This is a genomic window from Kocuria sp. (assembly GCF_030536815.1).
GTDB lineage: Bacteria > Actinomycetota > Actinomycetes > Actinomycetales > Micrococcaceae > Kocuria > Kocuria gwangalliensis.
The window spans coordinates 1-23,042 of sequence record NZ_JAUNPE010000028.1 but is presented as its reverse complement, the minus strand read 5'-3'; the positions used below and the strand labels follow the sequence as shown (position 1 = coordinate 23,042).

The window sequence follows — 23,042 nt, the reverse complement described above, 5'->3', positions numbered from 1 at the left end:
GCGCGCGGCCTGCACGAGGCCGGGGTGAGTATCGTCTCGACCGGTTCCACGGCGCAGCGGATCTCCCAAGCGGGTGTGCCCGTCACCGAGGTCTCCGAGGTCACCGGGTTCCAGGAATGCCTGGACGGGCGCGTCAAGACCCTGCACCCGCGGGTGCACGCCGGGATCTTGGCTGATCGCCGCAAGCAGGAGCACACCGACCAGTTGGCGGAGCTCGGGATCGAGCCCTTCGACCTGGTGGTCGTGAACCTCTACCCGTTCGTCGACACCGTGCGTTCGGGTGCGGCCCAGGACGACGTGGTCGAGCAGATCGACATCGGCGGCCCGTCCATGGTGCGTGCCGCCGCCAAGAACCACGCGGCCGTATCCGTGGTGGTGGACCCCGCAAGCTACTCGGACGTGGTCGATGCCGCGCGGGGAGGCGGTTACGATCTCGCCGCTCGCCGCAAGTTGGCCGCGACCGCGTTCGCACACACGGCCGCCTACGACACCGCTGTGGCCACGTGGACCGCCCAACAATTCGACACCGACACGGACGCGAACTTCTGGCCGCCCTACGCCGGTCTGGCGTTCCAGCGCGCCGCGTCCCTGCGCTACGGCGAGAACCCCCACCAGAAGGCCGCGCTCTACGTCGACGACGCCGCCTCGCCGGGAATCGCACAGGCCGAGCAGCTGCACGGCAAGGCCATGTCCTACAACAACTTTGTGGACGCCGACGCCGCACTGCGCGCCGCTTACGACTACGACCAGCCGGCCGTGGCCGTGGTCAAGCACAACAACCCGTGCGGTGTGGCCGTGGCATCGGCGGACGCCGCGGACCCCATTGCCGATGCCCACCGCAAAGCTCACGCGTGCGACCCCCTGTCCGCCTACGGTGGTGTGGTGGCCGCGAACCGCACCGTGACGGCAGAGATGGCCGAGACCCTCAAGGGCATCTTCACGGAGGTCGTCGTGGCACCGGAGTTCGAACCCGCAGCCCTGGAGATCCTGCAGGCCAAGAAGAACATCCGCTTGCTCGAGCTCCCGGAGGGCTTCGGGCGTGACCCGCTGGAGTACCGTGCCGTGTCCGGCGGAGCCCTCTTCCAACAGGCCGATCGCCTGAACGCACCCGGTGACGACCCCGCCAGCTGGACCCTGGCCGCCGGTGAACCCGCCGACGAGCAGACCCTGGCCGACCTCGACTTCGCGTGGCGGTCGCTGCGCGCGGTGAAGTCCAACGCCATTCTGCTGGCCGATCACGGGGCGTCCGTGGGTATCGGCATGGGCCAGGTCAATCGCGTGGACTCCTGCAAACTGGCCGTCGAACGCGCCAACGCGCTCGCCGAGGACGGCACCCAGCGCGCCCGCGGCGCCGTGGCGGCGTCGGACGCGTTCTTCCCGTTCGCGGACGGCCTGCAGGTGCTGTTGGACGCCGAGGTGCGCGCGGTGGTCCAGCCGGGCGGATCCATCCGCGACGAAGAGGTTGTTGCCGCGGCGCAGGCGGCCGGTGTGACCATGTACTTCACCGGGGCGCGCCACTTCTTCCACTGAGGCACAGGTTGTCAGCTGAGCAGTCGGCTCGCCCGAGCCCGCCGGACCTCCAAGGCTCCTGGTACGCGGGTTATTGCTGACCGTTGATCGCGCGGTGTTCCCGGGACAGCTCGATGTAGTGTTCGGCGTTCTCACGCACGGCCGAGCGCTCCTCGGCGGTGAGTTCCCGGCGGACCCTCCCGGGAACACCGGCGACCAATGAACCCGGGGGCACCCGCGTGCCTTCCAGCACCACGGCACCGGCCGCAATGAGACTGCCGGTACCGACCACCGCGCCGTTGAGCACCGTGGCGTTCATCCCCACGAGCACTTCGTCCTCCAGGGTGCACCCGTGGACCACGGCGCCGTGGCCAACGCTCACGCGTTCGCCAATGGTGCAAGGATGACCGGGATCGGAATGGACGGACACATTGTCCTGGAGATTCGAATCCGCGCCCAGGCGCAACGGAGAACGGTCACCGCGCACCACGGCACCGTAGAAAACACCCGCTCCCTCGCCGATCTCCACGTCACCGATCAGGGTGGCGTTGGGCGCAATGAATGCGGTCCGGGCGATCTGCGGCTCATGGCCGTTGTAGGGGAGAAGGATGCGCGATACCGCACCGGCGGGTTCACTGTGTGTCATGGACCATATTTTATCCGCCGGCGCACACCGGATCAGTCGTTGTCGTTATCACCCGACACGGACTGGCGGCGGAGCCGGGCCAGGGCCTTTTCGGGTCGCCGGGACGCACGGTGTTTCAAGGACACGGAGATCTTCTGGCCACCCTTGAGCACGTACTCCGCGCCGTTCACGTGAATGGTCACGGGATCCGCCTTGGACGAGGTGCCCTCCAGCTCCAGGATGTCCTGGTCGATGGAGACCTCGATGACCTGTCCGCGGTAGAGCACCGTGAAATCCACGGCCTGCAACTCCCGGGGCAGCGTGGGGCGGAACTCCAACCAGTCCCCGCGCACGCGCAACCCGGCGTAGGCGCGGGTGATCACGTCCACGGAACCCGCCATGGCACCCAGGTGAATGCCCTCGCCGGTGGTGCCGCCCTGAGTGTCGTCCAGGTCGACCATGAGCGCGTCCTGGAACGAGCCCCAGGAACGATCCGGGTCCAGCCAAGCCAGAACCGCGGCGTTGACCACGCGGGACAAGGACGAGCCGTTGGACGATCGGGCAATGTAGTGATCGACCGTGCGCTGAACGGTGTCATGATCGATCGTGTACCCCATGCGCGCGAGCTCTTCGATGACACCTTCGGGGCCGAGCAGGTACACCAGCATGATGGTGTCCGCCTGCTTGGTCAGCTTGTAGTTGTTGGTGAGGTCGCCCTCGTTCTCCAACAGCAGGTCCAACCGGCCGATGTTGTGGTACTTGGTGCGATAGAAATCCCAGTCCAGCTCGGCCAACCCGTCGTAGCCCTCGAACTGCGAAATCGTGCCGTCGGCATTGAACGGAACGTACATGTTCTTGGCCATGTTCAACCAGGTCTGCACCTCCTGGCTGGAGATCTCGAAGCGGGATTCGAGTTCCTCGCGCTGGTGCTCGACCATGTCGTTGAAGATGTGGGCCGAGTGCCGGAACAACCACGAGGCCAACACGTTGGTGTAGGCGTTGTCCTTGAGGCCGCCGCCATGCTGGCCGGCGGGGCCGTCGTGGTATTCGTCCGGACCCATCACACCGGCAATGTGGTACTTGCCGTCGTGGGAGTCGTACTCGGCCAGGGAAGCGAACAAGCGGGTGATGCCAATGATCAATTCGGATCCGTGGCCGGAGAGCCAGTCGATGTCACCGGTGGACTCGTAGTACACCCACGCGTTGTACGCAATGGCAAGGCCAACGTGGAACTGACGCCAGGAGTTGTCCGGCAGCCAGCGGCGGGAATGGTGGTTGTAGAGCTCCGGCGGGGTTTCCTCGCTGCCGTCGGAGCCGGACTGCCACGGGAACGCCGTGCCGTACAAGCCGAACTCCTGGGCGCGGTGGCGTGCCATAGCCAGTCGCCGCCACCGGTAGGACAACAGCGACCGGGTCACGTGGGGGTGACGCATGTTCACCACGGGGAGGATGAACAACTCGTCCCAGAAGATGTGGCCGCGGTACCCCTCGCCGTGCAAACCGCGCGCCGGGACACCCGCATCGCGTAATAACAAATGGGGTGCCAGGGTCTGGGCGGTGTGGAACAGGTGGGCGCGCACGGCCAGCTGGGTGCCGCGGGATTCGGCCGTGTCCTCAGCGGCGTCCAGGGTGACCTCGTAGCGGTCCCACAACCTGGCCCACTCGATTTCATGCGAGGCCAGCAGTTTGCGCACACCGAAGGGGTTGCGGTCCAGCTCGCACAGCGCGCCTCCGCGGGGGGAGCTGATGGCGGCGTCGCGGCTGGTCACCACGGCCGTGGTGCTGTCAATGACCACGGGCCGGTCCGCGGAGACTTGGAGCAGGTGGCGGCGAAATTCAATGCCACCGGGACGCACCTCTCGGCGTTCGCTACTCGGGACGTCGCTCTCGACCCGGGTGCGCTGAGCCATGGCAATCTCGATCTTCGACTGGGTCGTGCGCACCAGGGAGAGCAAGGTTTCGTGCTCGTCCGGCAGGGTGGTGGATTCGAGCAACATCAGGTGGTGGGCGTTGAGTTCCTTGTACTCGGCCACGCCACTGTTGGTCACGGTGGGATCAATACCGGTTCGCACGTGGAGCCGGCCGGAGAAATTCCGGGGGATCAGCGTGGTTTCCTGCGCACCCAGGTGGCGGTAGCGCAGGGACACGAGTCGCCGCTGCACCACGTCGAGGCTGCGAGTCGTGCCGTCGGGGCTGGGCTCGTGATCGCTGAGCGTCAGCGTACGGGTCAACAGACCGCGCCTCAGGTCCAGGGCCACGTGTTCCTTGGAGGGGCGCATGCCGCCCTCGGACCACCATTCACCCTCCGCGAAGCGCAGGTCCAGGTGCAACCAGTTGGGGGTGTTGACCATGGACTCGTGCTCCGCGTCACGGCCGTTGAGGTTGCTCTGCACCCGATTGAACACACCGGCCAGGTAGGTGCCGGGGTAGTGGACGTCGTTCGCGGGAAATTCACTGGCGGCCCCGCGGACACCCATATAGCCGTTGGCCAGGGTCAACAGGGCCTCGCGACGGGGCTCGTTCGCGGGGTCGAAGCCTTCGAATGCGAGGGTCCACGGATCATCACGCAGTGCACCGAGGTCGAGTTCGCCGACATCGTTGAGCACCACGTGGGCGCCTGCGCGGTAGAGCCGATCGCGGGCGCTGTCACGGTTGATGCCCACGACCAATCCGAAGCCACCGGCCACACCGGCCTGTACTCCGGCCGCGGCATCTTCGACGACCACGGAGTTTTCCGCCGGGACGTTCAACAGACGGGCGCATTCCAGGAACGTGTCAGGTGCCGGCTTGCCGGGAAGGTTCTGCTGGGCGGCCATGTTGCCGTCCACGATCTCATCGAAGATCTCCGACAGACCCGCCGCGGCGAGGACCACGCCGCTGTTGCGGCTGGCGGTGACCAGACCCACGGGGACCCCGGCGGTCTGCAGGCGTTCGATGAGCTTCACGGTGCGCGGGAACACCCGGACACCGTGCTCCTTGAGCTCGGCATGGAAGAAACCGTCCTTGGTGGCGGCTTGCCCCTGCACGGTCCAGTCACCGGCCTGGGGTTCCTCGGCATTGCGGGCCTCGGGCAGCATGGCACCGCGGGCCGCGAGCAGCGCACGAACGCCGTCCTCGCGGCGTCGTCCGTCCACGTAGGTACGGTATTCACCCAGGACGTCAAAGGCAGAGCGGTCGATCTGGCCGCCGGGTTCCGCCGGCTGGAGGCGCTCATCTAGCAAAATGGCGTCAAAGAGTTGTTGCCACGCGCGGGCGTGCACGCTGGCCGTGTCCGTGACCACACCGTCCATGTCGAAGATGACGGCTGAGTAGCGGGTCCGCAGCACATCCACCGGGGCCGAAGGAGCGTGGTCCTCCGTGATCCGGGGCATGGAAGCGGTGAACGGGGCGGTGGGCAGAACGTTCACAGCGCAGTGTCTCCTTGACGGATCGGAGTCGATCCGAGCTGATGAATTGGGGGTCAGGAACGTGTTAAGGAAACACTCGTCACGGTTAAATAAAAAGTAGCCCGCAAACAGTGTGCTCCTCACGTCGGCGTGCTAGGCAACCTCTCAAGTCTACGAGCATCCCGCGATAGGTACCAGTGGGTATAACGTGGTTTCTTACACACATGTGCACCGCACTCAATGCGAACGGACCTCGGCGCTATGCTGGACGCGACCCCTCCCGCGCCAAAAGAAGGTGGAGCATGACGGAATCCCTGGGACAGTCAGTCACCAATCAGCCACTGTCGGAGGTGGACCCGGACGTATCACGGGCCATCGAGCAAGAATTGGGGCGGCAACGCTCCACGTTGGAAATGATCGCCTCCGAGAATTTCGCACCGCGCGCGGTCCTCGAGGCGCAGGGCTCCGTGCTCACCAACAAGTACGCCGAGGGTTATCCGGGCCGCCGCTATTACGGCGGTTGTGAATTCGTGGACGTGGTGGAGAATCTGGCTCGCGATCGCGCCACCCAGTTGTTCGGCGCCGAGCACGCCAACGTGCAGCCGCACTCGGGTGCCCAGGCCAACACCGCCGTGATGGCTGCGCTCATGCAGCCCGGCGACACCTTGATGGGACTGTCCCTGGCACACGGTGGTCACCTGACCCACGGAATGAAGATCAACGTGTCCGGCAAGCTCTACAACATTGCCGCGTACGAGGTGGATCCGGACAGCTACCGCATCGACATGGACAAGGTGCGCGAAACAGCACTCGAGGCCCGCCCCAAGGTCATCGTGGCTGGCTGGTCCGCGTACTCGCGGCAGTTGGACTTCGAAGCCTTCCGTGCCATCGCGGACGAGGTGGACGCCAAGCTGTGGGTCGACATGGCACACTTCGCCGGTCTGGTGGCCGCGGGACTGCACCCCAACCCCGTGCCCCACGCCCACGTGACCACCTCCACCGTGCACAAGACCCTGGCGGGTCCTCGTTCCGGCGTGATCCTGTCCACCGAGGAGTTCAAGAAGAAGATCGACTCCGCCGTGTTCCCGGGCCAGCAGGGCGGGCCGCTCATGCACGCGATCGCCGGCAAGGCTGTGGCGTTCAAGATCGCCGCGACCGAGGACTTCGCCGAGCGCCAGCGCCGCACCATTGAGGGCGCCCAGATCCTGGCCGAGCGCCTGAACGCCTCCGATGTTGCCGAGCACGGGGTGTCCGTGCTGACCGGCGGCACGGACGTGCACCTGGTTATCGTGGATCTGCGCAACTCCGAGTTGGACGGTAAGCAGGCCGAGGACCTGTTGCACCAGGCCGGCATCACCGTGAACCGCAACGCCGTTCCGTGGGACCCCCGCCCGCCCATGACCACGTCGGGTCTGCGCATCGGCACCCCCGCGCTGGCCACCCGCGGATTCGGTGCCCAGGAATTCGAGGAGGTCGCTGACATCATTGCCAGCGCCCTCAAGCCCGGCGCGGACATCGATGCACTGCGCGCCCGCGTGGACGCGTTGGCCGAGCAGTTCCCGCTGTACCCCGGCCTCGAGGAATGGTGAGTGTGACCGCACGGATCCTGGACGGGCGGGCCACCGCCACCGCCATCAAGTCCGAACTCGCCGACCGAGTGAAGGTGCTGACCGACAGGGGACACGTCCCGGGACTGGCTACCGTGCTGGTTGGTGACGACCCGGCGTCGCACTCCTACGTGACGGGCAAGCATCGCGACTGCGAGCAGGTGGGGATTTCCTCGATCCGCAAGGAACTGCCCGCGAACGTCTCGCAGGCCGATCTCGAGAAGGTCATTGACGAGCTGAACGAGGACCCCGCGTGCACCGGGTACATCGTGCAGTTGCCGCTGCCGGACCACATCAACACGAACGCGATTCTCGAACGCGTTGATCCGGCCAAGGACGCGGATGGGCTCCACCCCACCAACCTGGGGCGTCTGGTGCTCAACGTCAACGAGCCCATGACCTCACCCTTGCCGTGCACCCCCGCCGGTATTGTCGAACTGCTCGAACGCCACGGCGTGGAGCTCAAGGGCAAACACGTGGTGGTCGTGGGGCGCGGTGTGACCGTGGGCCGCCCGATCGGCCTGCTCCTGACCCGCCGCGAGATCAACGCGACGGTGACTTTGGCGCACACCGGCACGCAGAACCTGGGTGAGCTGTTGGCCCAGGCGGACGTGGTGGTGGCCGCAGCCGGCCGCCCGCACATGATCCGGGCCGAGCAGATCAAGGACGGCGCGGTGCTCCTGGACGTGGGGGTCTCGCGCGTCGAGGACCCCGAGACCGGTAAGAAGAAGCTGACCGGTGACATTGATCCCGCCGCTGCGCAGAAGGCCTCGTGGCTTTCCCCCAACCCCGGGGGAGTGGGACCGATGACCCGCGCCATGCTGCTGGTCAACGTGGTCGAGTCCTGCGAACGAGCCGAGGGCATCCTCACGTAGCGCAGTCCCGCCCACACGCAACGACGACGCCGCGCCGCCCACCCGGGCAGCGCGGCGTCGGTCTTGCTATTCGGTGGGGATCTGCTGGACGGGGTCCGTGGTGGTTCCGGGTGGTTTGGGGCGCTTGTGGTCCACCAACGCGATCACGAATGCGACCACCAGGACCCCCACGATGGCCAGGAAACTCGTGGTGAAGGCCGTGTCCCAGTCCGAACGGGCGAGCACGCCGAAGGCCACGGCGGTGATCACGGCGGTGCCGACCGCGGTGCCCACGCGCTGCCCGGTCTGCATCACGCCACCGGCGGCGCCGGCGAATCTGAGGGGCACCTCCGAAAAGCTCAGAGTCTGATTGGGCGGCATCACGGAACCCTGGCCCACGCCCACCAGGACGAGCGTGAGATACAGCCAGGCAATGTTCCAGTCGAAGTGCACCACGCCGTAGAGCACGCCAATGGTCGTCAGCAACCCCGTGACAGCGCAGGCAATACCGGCCAGGATGACTCGACGGCCGTAGCGGAGCACGCCACGCCCGGCCATCGGTGCCACCACCGCGGACATCAGAGCCGCGGGCAGGCTCAACATGCCGGCCTCGAATGCGGTGCGGCCCAGCCCCTGTTGCACATACATGGCCAGCACCACCCACACACTGGTCATGCCCAGGAAGTACACGGTGATCAGCGCCGTGCCGTAGCTGAAGCTGGCGATCCGGAACAGGTCCAGATCCACCATGGGCTCGCGGCCGCGGGTCTTGTAGCGCGCCTCCCACCGGGTCCAGAGGAACAACAGGAGGGCGCCCAACAGCAAGGACAGCCAGACGAGCGGACCAAGCCGGGATTCCACGAACGGGAACAGCAAGGCGAGGATCCCCAGACCGAACAAGACGACTCCCACGGGGTCCATGTCCACCCGGCCAGGCTTACGGTTCTGTCGCGGCAGCCACAGTGCGGCCAACACCAGGGCCACTGCGGCCGTGGGCACGTTGATGAGGAAAGTGGCCCGCCAGCCGGGGCCGTCTCCGAGGGCGCCGATCAGGAAGCCACCGAACGCGGGGCCAATGGCTACCGCAACGCCCACCACCGCACCGAGCATCCCGAAGGCCTTGGCGCGGGCGGGGCCGTGGAAGTACTGCTGGATCATCCCCACGCTCTGCGGATTGATCAACCCGGAACCCAACCCCTGAGCCACCCGCCCAATATTGAGCACGGTGGTGTTGGGCGCCAGCCCGCACACCAGAGACGCCAGGGCGAACACCACGATTCCCGCCATGAAGAGCTTGCGGCGGCCAAAGATGTCACCGGCGCGGCCACTCGCGACAAGCAGCACGCCGAAGGCCAGCGCAAAACCCGTGAGAACCCACTGCAGCGCGGACGAACTGGCGTGCAGATCGGCTTGGATCGCGGGTAGCGCGACGTTCACGATGGACACACTGACCAGCGCCATGAACAGGGGGACCAGGAGCACCCACAGGATCTTGCTGCGCTCGTGCGGGGTCAAGGGCGGGGGCGCTGGGGTCGGGTGGGAGCTGCTCACTCGATCCTTGATACCCCATAATCGCTGCGGAGACCACGGCCGGGTCGGTGGCTGAGACGAACGGGTACGCGCCACCGTTCGATTCGTGCGCGGGGGTGGTCTTTGAGACAATATGGCTCATGCAGCCGATTGGATCATCACAAGCCCAGTTCACGGTAGACCCGCAGACCGCCAAGCGCACTCGCGGTGCTTTCTGGGGCACCATCATTGGGCTGGCTGTCCTGGTGATCATTTTTGCCGTGGCTCTGCTGCAGGCGGCCAACACCAACTCGGTACTCGGGTGGATCCTGGCGGGTATCGCCCTGGGATGGCTCATGCTGGCGGTATGGGCGTTGTCCATGGTCCGTAAGGCGGCCCGGTACGGCCGTGACCAGGTCAAACAGGTGCAAGAGCAATTTGAAGCTCAACACGGTCGGGCACCGGTGGCCGGTGGTCAAGCCGGTTCGGGGCAGTCACTGCGCGACCAGAAACTTGCCCACGGCATGCAGGTCATCCTGGTGCAGTCCAAGGTGGTCAAGGAACAACTGGCCGAGACCGACCCGGATGCGGAGACGGTGCGCCGGGCCCTGGAAACCATCGACATGACCGCGGCCAACGGGCTCAACAGCCTCAAGGAATCGTCCAAGCCGGTCGACGGTACCGTGATCGACTGAACCACCCCTTCCACTCTTCTCTCGACGAGTTTTCCCACGCCGAGTTCTTCCACAGCGAGGTACTGATCTTTCATGGCTGATTCCGCGTCCACGATCCGCATTGCCACCGTCAACGTCAACGGCATCCGCGCCGCCTACCGCCGCGGCATGGCCGACTGGTTGCAAGGGCGCACCGTGGACCTGCTGTGCTTACAGGAAGTCCGCGCCCCGGACAGGATCACCCGTGACCTGCTCGATGAGGACATCTGGCACATCCACCACGCGGAAGCGTCCGCCAAGGGACGCGCCGGTGTCGCCATCGCCACGCGCCGCGACGCATTCGACGGATCCCTGCTGCCCGTGGCCACACGCGGCGGGATCGGCGACGCGTACTTTGCCGACTCCGGTCGCTGGGTCGAGAACGACATCACGCTGCCCAACGGTGAAACCCTGACCCTGGTATCCGCTTACGTTCACTCCGGGGAGGTGGACACCCCGCGCCAGGTGGACAAGTACAAGTTCCTGGACCTCATGATCGAGCGGCTCCCGGCGCTGGCCACGCACAGCGACCACGCGCTGATCGTGGGAGACCTCAACGTGGGTCACACGGAACTGGACATCAAGAATTGGAAGGGCAACGTCAAGAACGCGGGTTTCCTCCCCGAGGAGCGCGCCTACTTCGATCGTTTCTTCGGCGACCTCGGGTACGTGGACGTGGCTCGTTCCCTGGCCGGTGAGGTGCCCGGCCCGTACACATGGTGGTCCTACCGGGGTAAGGCTTTCGACACGGACGCCGGCTGGCGCATCGACTACCACATGGCCACCCCGGCGCTCGCGGATCGGGCGCGGTCGGCCACGGTGGACCGTGCCGCGAGCTACGACACGCGGTTCTCGGACCACGCGCCGCTCGTGGTCGACTACACCTTCGACTGATTCGCCATTCCCCGACGACGACGCCGCTCGGTGACCTCGGCCGCGGGCCCGGCCGAGCGGCGCGGTCACCCGTGACACACAATGATTCGCACTAGGTGAAAGAAGTAACACTCGTGAACGAGCAGACCACCCCAGTATCCACCAAGCCCCGTGTGGTGTCCGGCGTACAGCCCTCGGCGGACTCCCTGCACCTGGGTAATTACGTGGGAGCGCTGCGCAACTGGGTGTCCATGCAGGACGACAACGACTGCGTGTTCTTCGTGGCGGATCTGCACTCGATCACCGCGGGGCAGGACCCGGCCACCATGGCCGAACGCACCCGCGTGACCGCCGCGCAGTACATTGCGGCCGGTATCGACCCCGAACGCTCCACGCTGCTGATCCAGTCCCAGGTACCCGAACACACTCAGCTCGCGTGGGTACTCAACTGCATCACCGGCTACGGCGAGGCCGCCCGGATGACCCAGTTTAAGGACAAATCTTTGAAGCAGGGCGCGGACAACACCACGGTGGGCCTGTTCACCTACCCGGTCCTGATGGCCGCGGACATTTTGATCTACCAGGCCAACCAGGTCCCCGTGGGCGAGGATCAGCGCCAGCACCTGGAGCTCACACGCAACCTGGCGCAGCGCTTCAATGCGCGTTTCGGGGAAACTTTTGTGGTGCCCGACGCCAGGATCCTGACCAACTCGGCCAAGGTGTACGACCTGCAGAACCCCACGGCCAAGATGTCCAAGTCGGCCGCATCCGAGAACGGCTTGATCCGTCTGCTGGACCCGGCCAAGAAGAACGCCAAGAAGATCAAATCGGCCGTGACCGATGACGGCAACGTGATCCGTTTCGACCGTGCGGCGCAACCGGGTATCGCCAACCTGCTGACCATTTACTCATCGCTGACCGGCGAGCCGATCGAGTCCATCGTGGAACAGTTCGAGGGCAAGATGTACGGCCACCTGAAGGTTGGTCTGGCGGAGGTCGTCACCGACACCCTCGACCCCATTCAGCAGCGCGCCCAGCAACTGCTGGACGACCCGGCCGAGCTGGATCGGCTGCTGGCACGCGGCGCGGAGAAGGCGCGGGAGGTAACGGGCGAAACCCTCAAGGCGGTCTACGACCGCATGGGCTTCCTCCCGGGTGTGCGATCGCAAGGCGGCCTCGACTAGGCTGAAACTCGCGTGAGGCGAGGAGGCCCAGTGAAAAACCAACACAGTTCACCCACGGTCAAACCGGGGCAGGTCTACGCGGGTGTGGTCATCGAGTTGCCCGAACCCATGGGCAAGGAGCTCCAGGATTGGCGCGCTTCATTCGGTGATCCCGTGGCCGGAAGTGTGCCCGCGCACATCACGCTCATGATCGCGGCGCGGGAAGACCGCTGGGACGAGCTGGTGGCCCATGTGCGGGCCGTGGTCACGGGGTGGAAGCCCTTTCACGTGGAGATCAACGGCACCGGGACCTTCCGGCCCGTGACACCCGTGGTGTTCCTACGCATCGACAAGGGGTACCAGGACTGCGTGGCCCTGCACAGTCGCCTCAACCAGGCCGAACTGATTTCCGCCTCACCCTTTGAATTCCACCCGCACGTGACCCTGGCCCACGCCGTCCCGGATGAGCATCTGGACCGCGCCCAGCAGATGCTGCGAACCTACCGGGCCTCCTTCCTGGTGGATCACATCGATCTGTACGAGGGCGACGAGAACGGCCAATGGCACGTGCGTGAACGCATTGCATTCGCCGGCGATGACCGTCCCTGACAACACCCCGCCGCCAGTGGTCCCAGCGATCACCGACCGGCGTGGACTGACCGCGGAGTATCAAAGACTCGCTCGGGTCCGGAAGCAACTCGCCAGTGAAGGCGCTCCGCTGGGCAAGCGGTTGGGCACTTTCTTGGGGTGGGCGTTCGCGCGGCTGATGGCCCTTTTCCCCGCGCGCATCATCACGCACTACATGTTTCACGGCGGCCCGCTCATGGCTGCGGGCCTGGCCTACCAGCTGTTGTTCGCCTCCACGGCTCTTTTGGTCATTGGCTTCTCACTCCTGGGCATGATCCTGGGCTCCGACTCGGCCCTGCAGCAATCCCTTGTCCAGGGCATTGGACAGGCGGTCCCCGGCCTGTTGGACGTGGGTGACGGCCGCGGGGGAGTGATCCCGTTGGCACTGCTGGAAAACACGGCGCCGTTCACCGTGGCCTCCGGTATCGCCTCGGGTGTCTTGGTCTTCACCGCCTGGCGGTGGATCGCCGGGATCCGCCTGGCCACGCGTCGCATGTTCGAGTTGCCCCCGGCACCGGGAATGCCCATTGCCGCGGTGCCCCGGGATCTGGCGTGGCTCGCGGTCATCGGGATCCTCCTGCTCTCGTCCGCAGCCATCAGCGTGTTCGCCTCGGGCGCCGTGGAGACGGTGACGCGCTGGCTCGAGGACAGCGGATGGATCGAACCGCAAGCGTGGCTGGACGGCGGACTCAACGTGCTGTTCGCCGTCGTGGCGGGTTTCGTGGTGGATCTGCTCATGAGTTTCGCGCTGGTCCGTGGAGTCTCGCAGCTCAAGCTGCACCGTAAGGCGCTGTTGATCACGGTTCTGGTGGGCGCGATCGGTTCTCAGCTGCTGCGCTTCGCGGGCGGCGAGATCATTGCGCGAACCACGAATAATCCTTATCTTTTCTCCTTCGCGGTGCTGGTGGGCGTGCTGCTGTGGTTCAACCTCTACGGCCAAATCCTGCTGTTCGCGGCGGCCTCGGGTGCCGTGGTGCAGGCCGATATCCGCGGCGCGCGAGCACAACCCGAACGGGAGTCGCGCGCGGTGACCGTGGTGGCGGCGTCGTCCCTGCCCACCGCTTCGCGGGGGCATAAACCCTACGGGTCGGTAACGGCCAACGGCGAGGTCCCCGAGGACCGAGGACGTCCTGCGGATCGGGACGGCAGCACCGCGATCCGCCCTGGTTCGTAACGGTCATCCGCGCCGGGAAGCTCCCGGGACAATTCTCGGAACAGGAACCCGCACGGAAAAGTGGCCCGGATCCATTCGGATCCGGGCCACTTCACTGACCGCTGGTCACAGGGCGCTGGAGAAGACCGCCTTCTTGACCTCGGCAATGGCCTTGGTCACCTGAATGCCACGGGGGCACGCCTCGGTGCAGTTGAAGGTGGTGCGGCAACGCCACACACCCTCCTTGTCATTGAGGATTTCCAGTCGCATGTCGCCGGCCTGGTCGCGCGAATCGAAAATGAAGCGGTGCGCGTTCACGATCGCTGCGGGGCCGAAGTACTGGCCGTCGGTCCAGAAAATCGGGCACGACGAGGTGCACGCCGCGCACAGGATGCACTTGGTGGTGTCATCGAAACGCTCGCGGTCCTCCTGGGACTGGTAGCGCTCGTACGTGGGGTCGTGGTCGTCGTTCACCAGGAACGGCATGATCTCACGGTAGGACTGGAAGAAGGGTTCCATGTCCACGATGAGGTCCTTTTCGCACGGAAGGCCCTTGATGGGCTCCACCAGGATCGGCTTGTCCAGATCCAGGTCCTTCAACAAGGTCTTGCAGGCGAGGCGATTGCGGCCGTTGATGCGCATGGCATCGGAACCGCACACGCCGTGAGCGCACGAACGGCGGAAGGACAGCGAACCGTCCAGCTCCCACTTGACCTTGTGCAAGGCATCCAACACGCGGTCGGTGCCGTACATGGTCAACTGCCATTCGTCCCAGCGGGCATCCTCGCCGAACTCGGGGTCGTAGCGACGCACCTTGAGGGTGACATCGTAGGTGGGGATCGCTTCAGCGGATGAATCCTGCTGAACGTCCTGGTTCTCGTTCTCGGTTACTGCAGTGGACATTAGTACTTACGCTCCATCGGCTCGTAACGGGTAAAGATCACGGGCTTGGTCTCCTGACGGATACCGGCCGTGGACGAGGACGGGTCTTCGTAGACCATGGAGTGAACCATGAAGTTCTCATCGTCTCGGTCCGGGAAGTCCTCGCGGAAGTGACCGCCGCGCGATTCCTGGCGGTGCAGGGCGGCCACGGACATGACCTTGGCCAGCTGCAGCAGGAAGCCCAGCTCCACGGCTTCCAGCAGGTCCAGGTTGAAACGCTTGCCCTGGTCCTGGATGGAGATGTTGGCGTAGCGCTCCTCCAGCGCGGCAATGTCCGAAAGGCACTGCTCGATGGTGTCAGCGGTACGGAACACCTGCATGTTCAAATCCATGGTGTCCTGCAGCTCCTTGCGGATGGCGCCGACCTTTTCGCTGCCCTGTCCGCTGCGCGCGTTGTTCAACAGGGCCTCGGTGCGCTCGGTGGCGTCATCGGGGATCGGCAGGAACTCGGCGTCACGAGCGTACTCCGCGGCGTAGATGCCGGAACGCTTACCGAACACGTTGATGTCCAGCAGCGAGTTGGTGCCCAGGCGGTTGGAGCCGTGCACGGACACGCAGGCCACTTCGCCGGCCGCGTAGAGACCGGGGACGGTGGTTTCGGAGTCCTGGAAAACCTTGCCCGTGATGTCCGTGGGGATACCACCCATGCAGTAGTGCGCGGTGGGGAACACGGGTACGGGTTCGGTGTAGGGCTCGACACCCAGGTACGTGCGAGCGAACTCGGTGATGTCCGGGAGCTTGGCGTCGATGTGCGCCGGCTCCAGGTGGGTGAGGTCCAACAGCACGTAATCCTTGTGGGGACCGCAACCGCGACCCTCGCGAACCTCGTTGGCCATGGAACGAGCCACGATGTCACGGGGTGCGAGGTCCTTGATGGTGGGGGCGTAACGCTCCATGAAGCGTTCACCCTCCGAGTTACGCAGGATGCCGCCCTCACCGCGGGCCGCCTCGGACACCAGAATACCCAGACCGGCCAAGCCGGTCGGGTGGAACTGGACGAACTCCATGTCTTCGAGGGGCAGGCCGGCGCGGAACGCGATGGCCATGCCGTCACCGGTCAGGGTGTGGGCGTTGGACGTGGTCTTGAAGACCTTACCGGCACCGCCGGAAGCAAAGATCACGGATTTGGCCTGGAACACGTGAAGTTCACCGGTGGCCAGGTCGTAGGAGACGACACCCGCGGGGCGGCGCCCCTCCGGGGTGTCTACCATGATGAGGTCGAGCACGTAGTACTCGTTGTAGAACTCCACGTTGTGCTTGATGCAGTTCTGGTACAGCGTCTGCAAAATCATGTGACCGGTGCGATCTGCGGCGTAGCACGCGCGGCGCACGGGGTTCTTACCGTGGTCGCGGGTGTGACCGCCGAAGCGACGCTGGTCGATCTTGCCCTCGGGCGTGCGGTTGAACGGCAAGCCCATCTTTTCGAGGTCGAGAACCGCGTCAATGGCCTCCTTGGCCATGACCTCGGCGGCGTCCTGATCGACCAGGTAGTCACCACCCTTGACGGTGTCGAACGTGTGCCATTCCCAGTTGTCTTCTTCGACATTGGCCAGCGCCGCGCACATGCCACCCTGGGCTGCGCCGGTGTGTGACCGGGTGGGGTAGAGCTTGGTCAGTACGGCAGTGCGGGCGCGCTGGCCGGATTCAATGGCGGCGCGCATGCCGGCGCCACCGGCGCCGACGATAACCACATCGTACTTGTGAACCTGCATACCAGATGCTCTTTCTATGTGGATGAATGAGGTGAGTGAACGTGCCCGTTCCGGGCGATCAACGAATTAGGCGGCGAAGCCGAAAGGCTCCGCCGCCCGATTCATCACGCGGCGGGGCAGAAGGAAGCCAACAGCTCCGGATCGGCGCTGGCCGGGCAGGGGTCGAAGGTGAAGATCACCAGGGTGCCCAGCAGGACGACGAATCCCGACGAGAGGAACAGCAAAACCTTCAGCCAGAAACGGGTGCCACTACGCTCGGCGTAATCGTCAATGATGGTGCGAATACCGTTGGTGCCGTGGAGCATGGCCAGCCAGAGCATGACCAGGTCCCAGACCTGCCAGAACGGGTTGGCCCACTTACCACCCACGAAACCGAAGTCGATGGCGTGGACGCCGTCGCCGACCATCAGGTTCACGAACAGGTGACCGAACACCAGTACGACCAGCACAATGCCGGACAAGCGCATGAACAGCCAGGCGAGCATCTCGAAGTTGCTGCGGGAGGCACCGGAACGGTTGTACTTGACACCGTTCACCTCGAGGTCCCGGCTACGGGGGACCTGGATTTTGGTCTTGAGAGGTGTGCTCACGGAATCAGCCTCCGAATACGATCGACAGGTGGCGGATGAGGAACGGAATCATGACGATGACCCACAGGGCGATGACGCCCCAGAGCAGGCCCTTTTGATTCTTGGTGCCGCCCTTCCAGAAGTCGATCAGGATGATCCGCAGGCCGTTGAAGGCGTGATAAACGATGGCTGCTACGAGCCCCGCTTCGCCGAGGCCCATGATGGGGTTCTTGTACGTTGCCATCACCGCGTTGTAGGCCTCGGGGGATACCCGGACCAACGCGGTGTCGAGGACGTGGACCAACAAGAAGAAGAAAATGGCCACGCCGGTAATACGGTGAGCTACCCAAGACCACATGCCGTACTGGCCGCGGTAAAGGGTGCCCCTGGTTGAGTTCGCCACGGAATAACCTCCCTGTGTCGCTCGTCGTCGTGCGCACTGGTTGCAGAAAAAACGGGATTAGCGCTGCTGCACGGCTTAAGCGGAGCCCTGGCTGGCCCTGTCATGGATGATGCGCTATTTCGATTCAAAGATACCAGCCTGCAGGGCAGTTCCTGACAACGTGTCGCTATCTGTATCGAGCAGAAAAACCCCGCAATTACGCCATGGATGTGTGCCTAAATTAACCGTTTTGCCCCGTGGGGATGGTCCAGGCCACACCGCGGATCCCGGGGGCGAGAGCAGTTGTCCGCGAGTGCTCCGGGGGAGCCGTAAACTGGCGCTCGTGACTTCGCCATTGCAACGTTTCCATCCGTTCATCCCCGCCGGTGGAGTGGGGTCGCGATTGTGGCCGCTCTCACGGGCGGATGCGCCCAAGTTCCTTCTGGATCTCACCGGTTCCGGGTCCTCATTGTTACGGGCGACCTATGATCGACTCGCCGGACTGTCTGCCGGGCCCGTGATGGTCGTGACCGGGCGAAGCCACGCCGGTGCTGTGCAAGAACAACTGCCCGAGCTCACCGGCGATGACCTGGTGCTCGAGCCGTCTCCCAAGGACTCTGCAGCGGCCATCGGTCTGGCGTGCACACTGATCGCGCGCCGCGATCCGGAGGCCATCATTGGTTCGTTCGCAGCAGATCACGTGGTGGAGCCGGCCGAGACGTTCCAGGGGGTCGTACGGGAGGCCGTGGAGGCCGCCGCAACCGGCCGCATCGTGACCATAGGCATCACGCCGTCCTCGCCGGCCACCGGTTTCGGCTATATCAAGGCGGGGGAGTCCCTCGGTCTGGAGCGGGCACCGCACGCACTCACCGTGGAGCAGTTCGTGGAGAAGCCGGACATGGAGACGGCGCGGCAATACGTGGCCAGCGGTAACTACACGTGGAACGCGGGCATGTTCGTGGCCCCGGTCGGGCTCATGCTGCACTACCTCAGGCACAGCGAACCGGAACTCGCGGACGGCTTGGACGTCATTGCCGATGCCTGGGACACGGACCGCCGCGACGCCGTGGTGGACGAGGTGTGGCCCACCCTGACCAAAACGGCCATTGACTACGCGGTGGCCGAACCCGCTGCAGCCGCCGGCGACGTCGCCATGGTGCCCGGGGATTTCACGTGGGAGGACGTCGGGGACTTCGCCGCGATCAACAGGCTGAACCAGGTGGACCCAGGCGGCGATTCTGACGTCGCAATCCTTGGCAAGAACAACCGAGTGCTCTCGGATGAGTCGTCGGGCATCGTGGTTTCGGACACCGGCCGTTTGATTGCATTGATCGGTGTGCAGGACATTGTGGTGGTGGACACCCCTGATGCCCTCCTGGTCACGACCGCCGAACACGCCCAGCGCGTCAAGGACGCGGTGAACTCGCTCAAGAAGAATGGCGACACGGACGTCCTGTAGTGCGTGCTGCGGTGCTCGGCGCTGCTCAACCCAGATCGGGCCGTGCAGCGGTACGCTGAAACCCATGTTGGATCTTCCGCTGCCGTCCGCAGATGACATTGGGCTCCCCCCGGCCATTGGGCCGCTGCTCTCGCATTACCTTCCGGGGTTGATTGCGTTCCGGCGTGACATCCACAAGCACCCCGAGCTGTCCTACGAGGAGTACCGGACCACGGATCGGATCGTCACGGCACTGGAGGCAGTGGGGTTGAACCCGGTGCGGTTCTCGGCCACCGGTTGTTACGTGGACGTGGGGCGCGGCCCCGTGATGGTGGGCTTGCGCGCGGACATCGATGCGCTACCGATTCAGGAGAACACCGGGCTCTCGTACGCGTCCGTCAACGAGGGCGTCATGCATGCGTGCGGCCACGATCTGCACACGACGATCATGGTGGGCGTGGCCCAGGTGTTGTCGGATCTTCACCGTTCCTCCCCGTTCGCGGGAACCGTGCGCGTGGTGTTCCAACCCGCGGAGGAAAAGCTCCCCGGCGGTGCGTTGACCATCATTGAGCAAAATGTGCTGGACGGGGTGCCGCGGATGTTTGCGCTGCACTGCGAACCCAAGGTTGATGTGGGCCACGTCGGGACGCGCATCGGTGCCATCACCTCGGCCTCGGACACCGTGCGGATCGAACTCTCCGGCCGCGGTGGTCACACCTCGCGCCCGCACCTGACCGAGGATCTCGTGTACGCCATGAGCCAGATCGCCGTGAACGTTCCGGCCGTGCTGTCGCGTCGCATAGACGTTCGCTCGGGCGTGGCCGTGGTGTGGGGACAGTTCCACGCGGGGGTGGCCCCCAATGCGATCCCGGTGTCCGGTTTCATGGCCGGGACCATGCGCTGCCTCGATGCCGAGGCCTGGCATCAAGCGGGCGGCCTGCTGGACGAGGTGGTGGAACAGGTGGCCGCCCCGTACGGCGTGACGGTGGACCTCGAACACATCCGCGGTGTGCCTCCGGTGGTCAACGGGGAAACGGAAACCACGTTGCTGGAAATCGCTGCCCGGGCGGAGCTCGGTGAGGACAGCGTGATGCTCGTGGAGCAGTCCATGGGCGGCGAGGACTTCGCGTGGTTCCTGCAGCACGTTCCCGGGGCCATGATGCGCCTGGGCACCCGGGCCCCGGGCGGGCCCACCTATGATCTGCACCAGTCCGATTACGCTCCGCAGGAAGAGGCCATCAACTGCGGAGTCCAAGTGATGGCCTCCACCGCGTTGCGCGCCATTCGCCTGCGCGTGCGAGAACTCCACGACACAGCGAACTCGACTCCCGTCGAGTGATCCCGTGGCTACACTGAGACTCTCTAAAGTTTCCGGGGAGTAACTTTTGTGGCCTCCCCACCCGAAGAGCACCTTCTCTCGTATCACCGGAGGACAATGATGACCCCTCGTTACTCGCGCGCATTGAGCGCCATAGCACTGACCGGCGCGGCCGGACTGGTTCTCGCCGGCTGCGGTGCCGCACCCGAGGAATCCAGCGGCGGAGAATCCGAAGCCCAGGATTTCAAGGGCTGCATTGTTTCCGACGACGGCGGCTTCCAGGATCGTTCGTTCAACCAGGCGTCCTACGAGGGCCTCAAGGCGGTCGAGGAGAAGCGGCAGATCCAGGTGAAAGAGGCCGAGTCCCAGGCCGAAACCGAGTTCGAACCGAATTTGACCTCCATGGCACAGGAGGGTTGTGACCTCACCGTGTCCGTGGGCTTCCTGCTGGCCGACACCACCAAGAAGGTGGCCGAGGCGAACCCAGACAAGCACTTTGCCATCGTGGATGACCAGTCCATTAAGGCCGACAACGTCAAGCCCATTGTCTACAACACGGCCGAGGCCGCGTTCCTGGCCGGTTACCTGGCCGCGGGCGCGTCCGAAACCGGTAAGGTCGCGACCTACGGCGGCATGGACATCCCCACCGTGACCGTGTTCATGGACGGGTTCGCGGACGGGGTGGACTACTACAACGAGCAGAAGAACGAGGACGTGGAGGTGCTGGGCTGGAACAAGGAGTCTCAGAACGGAACGTTCTTGACCTCGTTCCAGGATTCCTCGCGCGCCAAGACCGTCACCCAGAACCTCATAGGGGACGGCGCGGACGTGGTGCTTCCCGTGGCGGGTCAGGCTGCCCAGGGCACCGTGGACGCCGTGACCGAGGCGAACAACGGAGGCGACAACGTGCGCCTGATCTGGCCCGACACCGACGGATACGAGACCCTGGACACCGGCAAGGAATTCGTCCTCACGTCCGTGCTCAAGGAAATGTCCACCTCCGTGGAGGACGTGGTCGACCAGGCGGTCGACGGCAACTTCGACAATGGTCTGTACGTGGGCACCCTGGCCAACGAAGGTGTGGGCCTGGCCCCGTACCACGATCAGCAGGACTCGGTGGACGAAGAGCTCGACAAGGAGGTCCAGCAGCTGAAGCAGGACATCATTGACGGCAAGGTCAAGGTCGAATCCGAGAACGCGCCCAAGGCGTAAGTAGTCACCCCCCGACCAGGAGTGAATCTGTGAAGTTAGAGCTGCGTGACATCACCAAGAAGTTCGGCGGTTTCACGGCCAACCAAAGTGTCAATCTGACCGTTGAACCGCATCAGATCCACTGCCTGCTCGGGGAGAACGGCGCGGGCAAGTCCACCCTCATGAATGTGCTGTACGGGTTGTACGAACCAACCTCCGGCAGCATCGAGATCGACGGTGAACCCGTGTCGTTCTCCGGTCCCGGTGAGGCCATGGCCGCCGGGATCGGCATGGTGCACCAGCACTTCATGCTCGTACCGGTGTTCACCGTGGCCGAGAACGTGGCTCTCGGTAAAGAGGCCACCAAGGGCGTAGGGCTGGATCTGAACTCCACCCGCCGCAAGATCCGTGAGATTTCCGAACGCTATGGGTTCCAGGTGGACCCGGACGCGATCGTCGAGGATCTTCCCGTGGGCGTGCAGCAGCGCGTGGAAATCATCAAAGCCCTCGTGCGCGACGCGGAGGTGCTCATTCTCGATGAGCCCACCGCGGTGCTCACACCCAAGGAAACCGACGAGCTGCTCAACATCATGCGGCAGCTGCGCGAGCACGGCACCTCCATTGTGTTCATTTCCCACAAACTGCGCGAGGTCAAAGCCGTCTCGGACGTGATCACCGTGATCCGCCGCGGGAAGGTCGAAGGACAAGTGGGTCCCGAGACGTCCACCGACGAACTCGCGGCTCTGATGGTCGGACGCGACGTCTCCCTGACCGTGGACAAGGAACCCGCCCACGCCATCGGCTCCGCCCTTGAGGTCACCGACCTGACCGTGGTGGGGGAGAACGGCGTGGTGCTGGTCGACAACGTGTCCTTCACCGTGGCGCCGGGTGAGATCCTGGCCGTGGCGGGTGTGCAGGGCAACGGCCAGACGGAGTTGACCGAGGCCCTTGTGGGGTTGGCCGATCACGTGTCCGGTTCCATTAAACTTGAGGGCCAAGAACTGGCCGGGCGCGGAGTGCGCGAGGTGCTGTCCTCCGGCGTGGGATTCGTACCCGAAGACCGCTCGTCCGAGGGGCTCGTGGGTCCGTTCACCGTCTCCGAGAATCTCATCCTGGACCGCTACAAGGACCGTGCATTCACGTCGGGGCCCTCACTGAAGCTCGGTGCGATGCGCGATAATGCGCAGCAGGCCGTGGACAGCTACGACATCCGTGCCGGTTCGGTGGATTCGCCCGTGTCCACGCTGTCCGGCGGTAACCAGCAGAAAGTGGTGCTCGCCCGCGAGCTCTCCCGCCCCCTGAAACTGTTCGTCGCCTCCCAACCCACGCGCGGTGTGGACGTGGGATCCATTGAGTTCATCCACAAACGCATCGTGGCCGAACGCGACAAGGGTGTGCCCGTGATCATCGTGTCCACCGAACTGGACGAGGTGTACGCGCTCGCGGACCGGATCGCCGTGTTCTTCCACGG

At 64.8% G+C, this 23,042-nt stretch carries 19 protein-coding genes; 12 read left to right on the top strand and 7 right to left on the bottom strand.

Annotated features, from left to right (window positions below):
* Positions 1–1,530: bifunctional phosphoribosylaminoimidazolecarboxamide formyltransferase/IMP cyclohydrolase (gene purH / locus Q4E95_RS04655; protein ID WP_303382199.1), on the top strand; the 1,530-nt coding region annotated here is incomplete at its 5' end.
* A 70-nt stretch (positions 1,531–1,600) separates the two neighbouring features.
* Here purH and Q4E95_RS04650 read toward each other — a convergent pair.
* A complete protein-coding gene (locus Q4E95_RS04650) occupies positions 1,601–2,155 on the bottom strand; it encodes a gamma carbonic anhydrase family protein (RefSeq protein WP_303382198.1) in 555 nt (184 codons plus the stop codon).
* 32 nt (positions 2,156–2,187) lie between these two features.
* On the bottom strand, positions 2,188–5,541 hold the full coding sequence (locus tag Q4E95_RS04645) for a beta-phosphoglucomutase family hydrolase (RefSeq protein WP_303382197.1): 3,354 nt from the start codon (positions 5,539–5,541) through the stop codon (positions 2,188–2,190).
* Between the two features lie 281 nt (positions 5,542–5,822).
* Between Q4E95_RS04645 and glyA the strand changes: the two genes are divergently transcribed.
* On the top strand, positions 5,823–7,109 hold the full coding sequence (glyA, locus tag Q4E95_RS04640) for a serine hydroxymethyltransferase (protein WP_303382196.1): 1,287 nt from the start codon (positions 5,823–5,825) through the stop codon (positions 7,107–7,109).
* Positions 7,103–8,002, top strand: coding sequence for a bifunctional methylenetetrahydrofolate dehydrogenase/methenyltetrahydrofolate cyclohydrolase (locus Q4E95_RS04635; protein ID WP_303382195.1), 900 nt, complete (start codon positions 7,103–7,105; stop codon positions 8,000–8,002). The genes glyA and Q4E95_RS04635 overlap by 7 nt, the downstream gene beginning before the upstream one ends.
* Positions 8,003–8,068: 66 nt before the next feature.
* Here Q4E95_RS04635 and Q4E95_RS04630 read toward each other — a convergent pair whose 3' ends face one another.
* A complete protein-coding gene (locus tag Q4E95_RS04630; protein WP_303382194.1) occupies positions 8,069–9,532 on the bottom strand; it encodes an MFS transporter in 1,464 nt (487 codons plus the stop codon).
* Positions 9,533–9,651: 119 nt separating this feature from the next.
* Here Q4E95_RS04630 and Q4E95_RS04625 point away from each other — a divergent pair, with 119 nt between their 5' ends.
* The 5 genes from Q4E95_RS04625 (at position 9,652) to Q4E95_RS04605 (ending at position 14,040) form a co-directional block, all read left to right on the top strand.
* Positions 9,652–10,185 carry a hypothetical protein gene (locus Q4E95_RS04625; protein WP_303382193.1) on the top strand — a complete coding sequence of 178 codons (534 nt, stop codon included), beginning with the start codon at positions 9,652–9,654 and terminating at the stop codon, positions 10,183–10,185.
* A 72-nt stretch (positions 10,186–10,257) separates the two neighbouring features.
* Positions 10,258–11,097: an exodeoxyribonuclease III gene (locus tag Q4E95_RS04620; protein WP_303382192.1), complete on the top strand. Its 840-nt coding sequence runs from the start codon at positions 10,258–10,260 to the stop codon at positions 11,095–11,097.
* 113 nt (positions 11,098–11,210) lie between these two features.
* The gene (gene trpS, locus Q4E95_RS04615) at positions 11,211–12,260 is read left to right on the top strand and encodes a tryptophan--tRNA ligase (RefSeq protein ID WP_303382191.1); all 1,050 of its coding nucleotides are present in this window, start codon (positions 11,211–11,213) and stop codon (positions 12,258–12,260) included.
* 30 nt (positions 12,261–12,290) lie between these two features.
* Positions 12,291–12,848 (top strand): 2'-5' RNA ligase family protein, encoded by a 558-nt coding sequence (locus tag Q4E95_RS04610; protein ID WP_303382190.1) that lies wholly within the window; start codon positions 12,291–12,293, stop codon positions 12,846–12,848.
* Between the two features lie 157 nt (positions 12,849–13,005).
* Positions 13,006–14,040 carry a YihY/virulence factor BrkB family protein gene (locus tag Q4E95_RS04605; RefSeq protein WP_303382189.1) on the top strand — a complete coding sequence of 345 codons (1,035 nt, stop codon included), beginning with the start codon at positions 13,006–13,008 and terminating at the stop codon, positions 14,038–14,040.
* A gap of 105 nt (positions 14,041–14,145) precedes the next feature.
* Here the strand turns inward: Q4E95_RS04605 and Q4E95_RS04600 are convergent, their stop codons facing one another.
* The 4 genes from Q4E95_RS04600 to sdhC all read right to left on the bottom strand — a co-directional run bounded on the left by Q4E95_RS04600 (position 14,146) and on the right by sdhC (position 17,645).
* On the bottom strand, positions 14,146–14,922 hold the full coding sequence (locus Q4E95_RS04600) for a succinate dehydrogenase iron-sulfur subunit (RefSeq protein ID WP_303382188.1): 777 nt from the start codon (positions 14,920–14,922) through the stop codon (positions 14,146–14,148).
* Positions 14,922–16,673: a succinate dehydrogenase flavoprotein subunit gene (gene sdhA / locus Q4E95_RS04595; protein WP_303382187.1), complete on the bottom strand. Its 1,752-nt coding sequence runs from the start codon at positions 16,671–16,673 to the stop codon at positions 14,922–14,924. The genes Q4E95_RS04600 and sdhA overlap by 1 nt, the downstream gene beginning before the upstream one ends.
* A 104-nt stretch (positions 16,674–16,777) precedes the next feature.
* The gene (locus Q4E95_RS04590) at positions 16,778–17,263 is read right to left on the bottom strand and encodes a succinate dehydrogenase hydrophobic membrane anchor subunit (protein ID WP_303382186.1); all 486 of its coding nucleotides are present in this window, start codon (positions 17,261–17,263) and stop codon (positions 16,778–16,780) included.
* A gap of 4 nt (positions 17,264–17,267) precedes the next feature.
* Entirely contained in the window at positions 17,268–17,645 is a 378-nt protein-coding gene (gene sdhC / locus Q4E95_RS04585; RefSeq protein WP_303382185.1) for a succinate dehydrogenase, cytochrome b556 subunit, read from the bottom strand.
* A gap of 322 nt (positions 17,646–17,967) precedes the next feature.
* On the opposite strand from sdhC, the gene Q4E95_RS04580 reads away from it, so the two are divergent.
* From Q4E95_RS04580 to Q4E95_RS04565, 4 genes are all read left to right on the top strand, one after another.
* Complete coding sequence (locus Q4E95_RS04580) at positions 17,968–19,083, top strand: mannose-1-phosphate guanylyltransferase (RefSeq protein ID WP_303382184.1); 1,116 nt, start codon at positions 17,968–17,970, stop codon at positions 19,081–19,083.
* Positions 19,084–19,147: 64 nt separating this feature from the next.
* Positions 19,148–20,401 (top strand): amidohydrolase, encoded by a 1,254-nt coding sequence (locus tag Q4E95_RS04575; RefSeq protein WP_303382183.1) that lies wholly within the window; start codon positions 19,148–19,150, stop codon positions 20,399–20,401.
* A 99-nt stretch (positions 20,402–20,500) separates the two neighbouring features.
* Positions 20,501–21,592: a BMP family protein gene (locus Q4E95_RS04570; RefSeq protein WP_303382182.1), complete on the top strand. Its 1,092-nt coding sequence runs from the start codon at positions 20,501–20,503 to the stop codon at positions 21,590–21,592.
* Between the two features lie 29 nt (positions 21,593–21,621).
* The coding region (locus tag Q4E95_RS04565; protein WP_303382181.1) for an ABC transporter ATP-binding protein at positions 21,622–23,042 on the top strand (1,421 nt) is incomplete at its 3' end.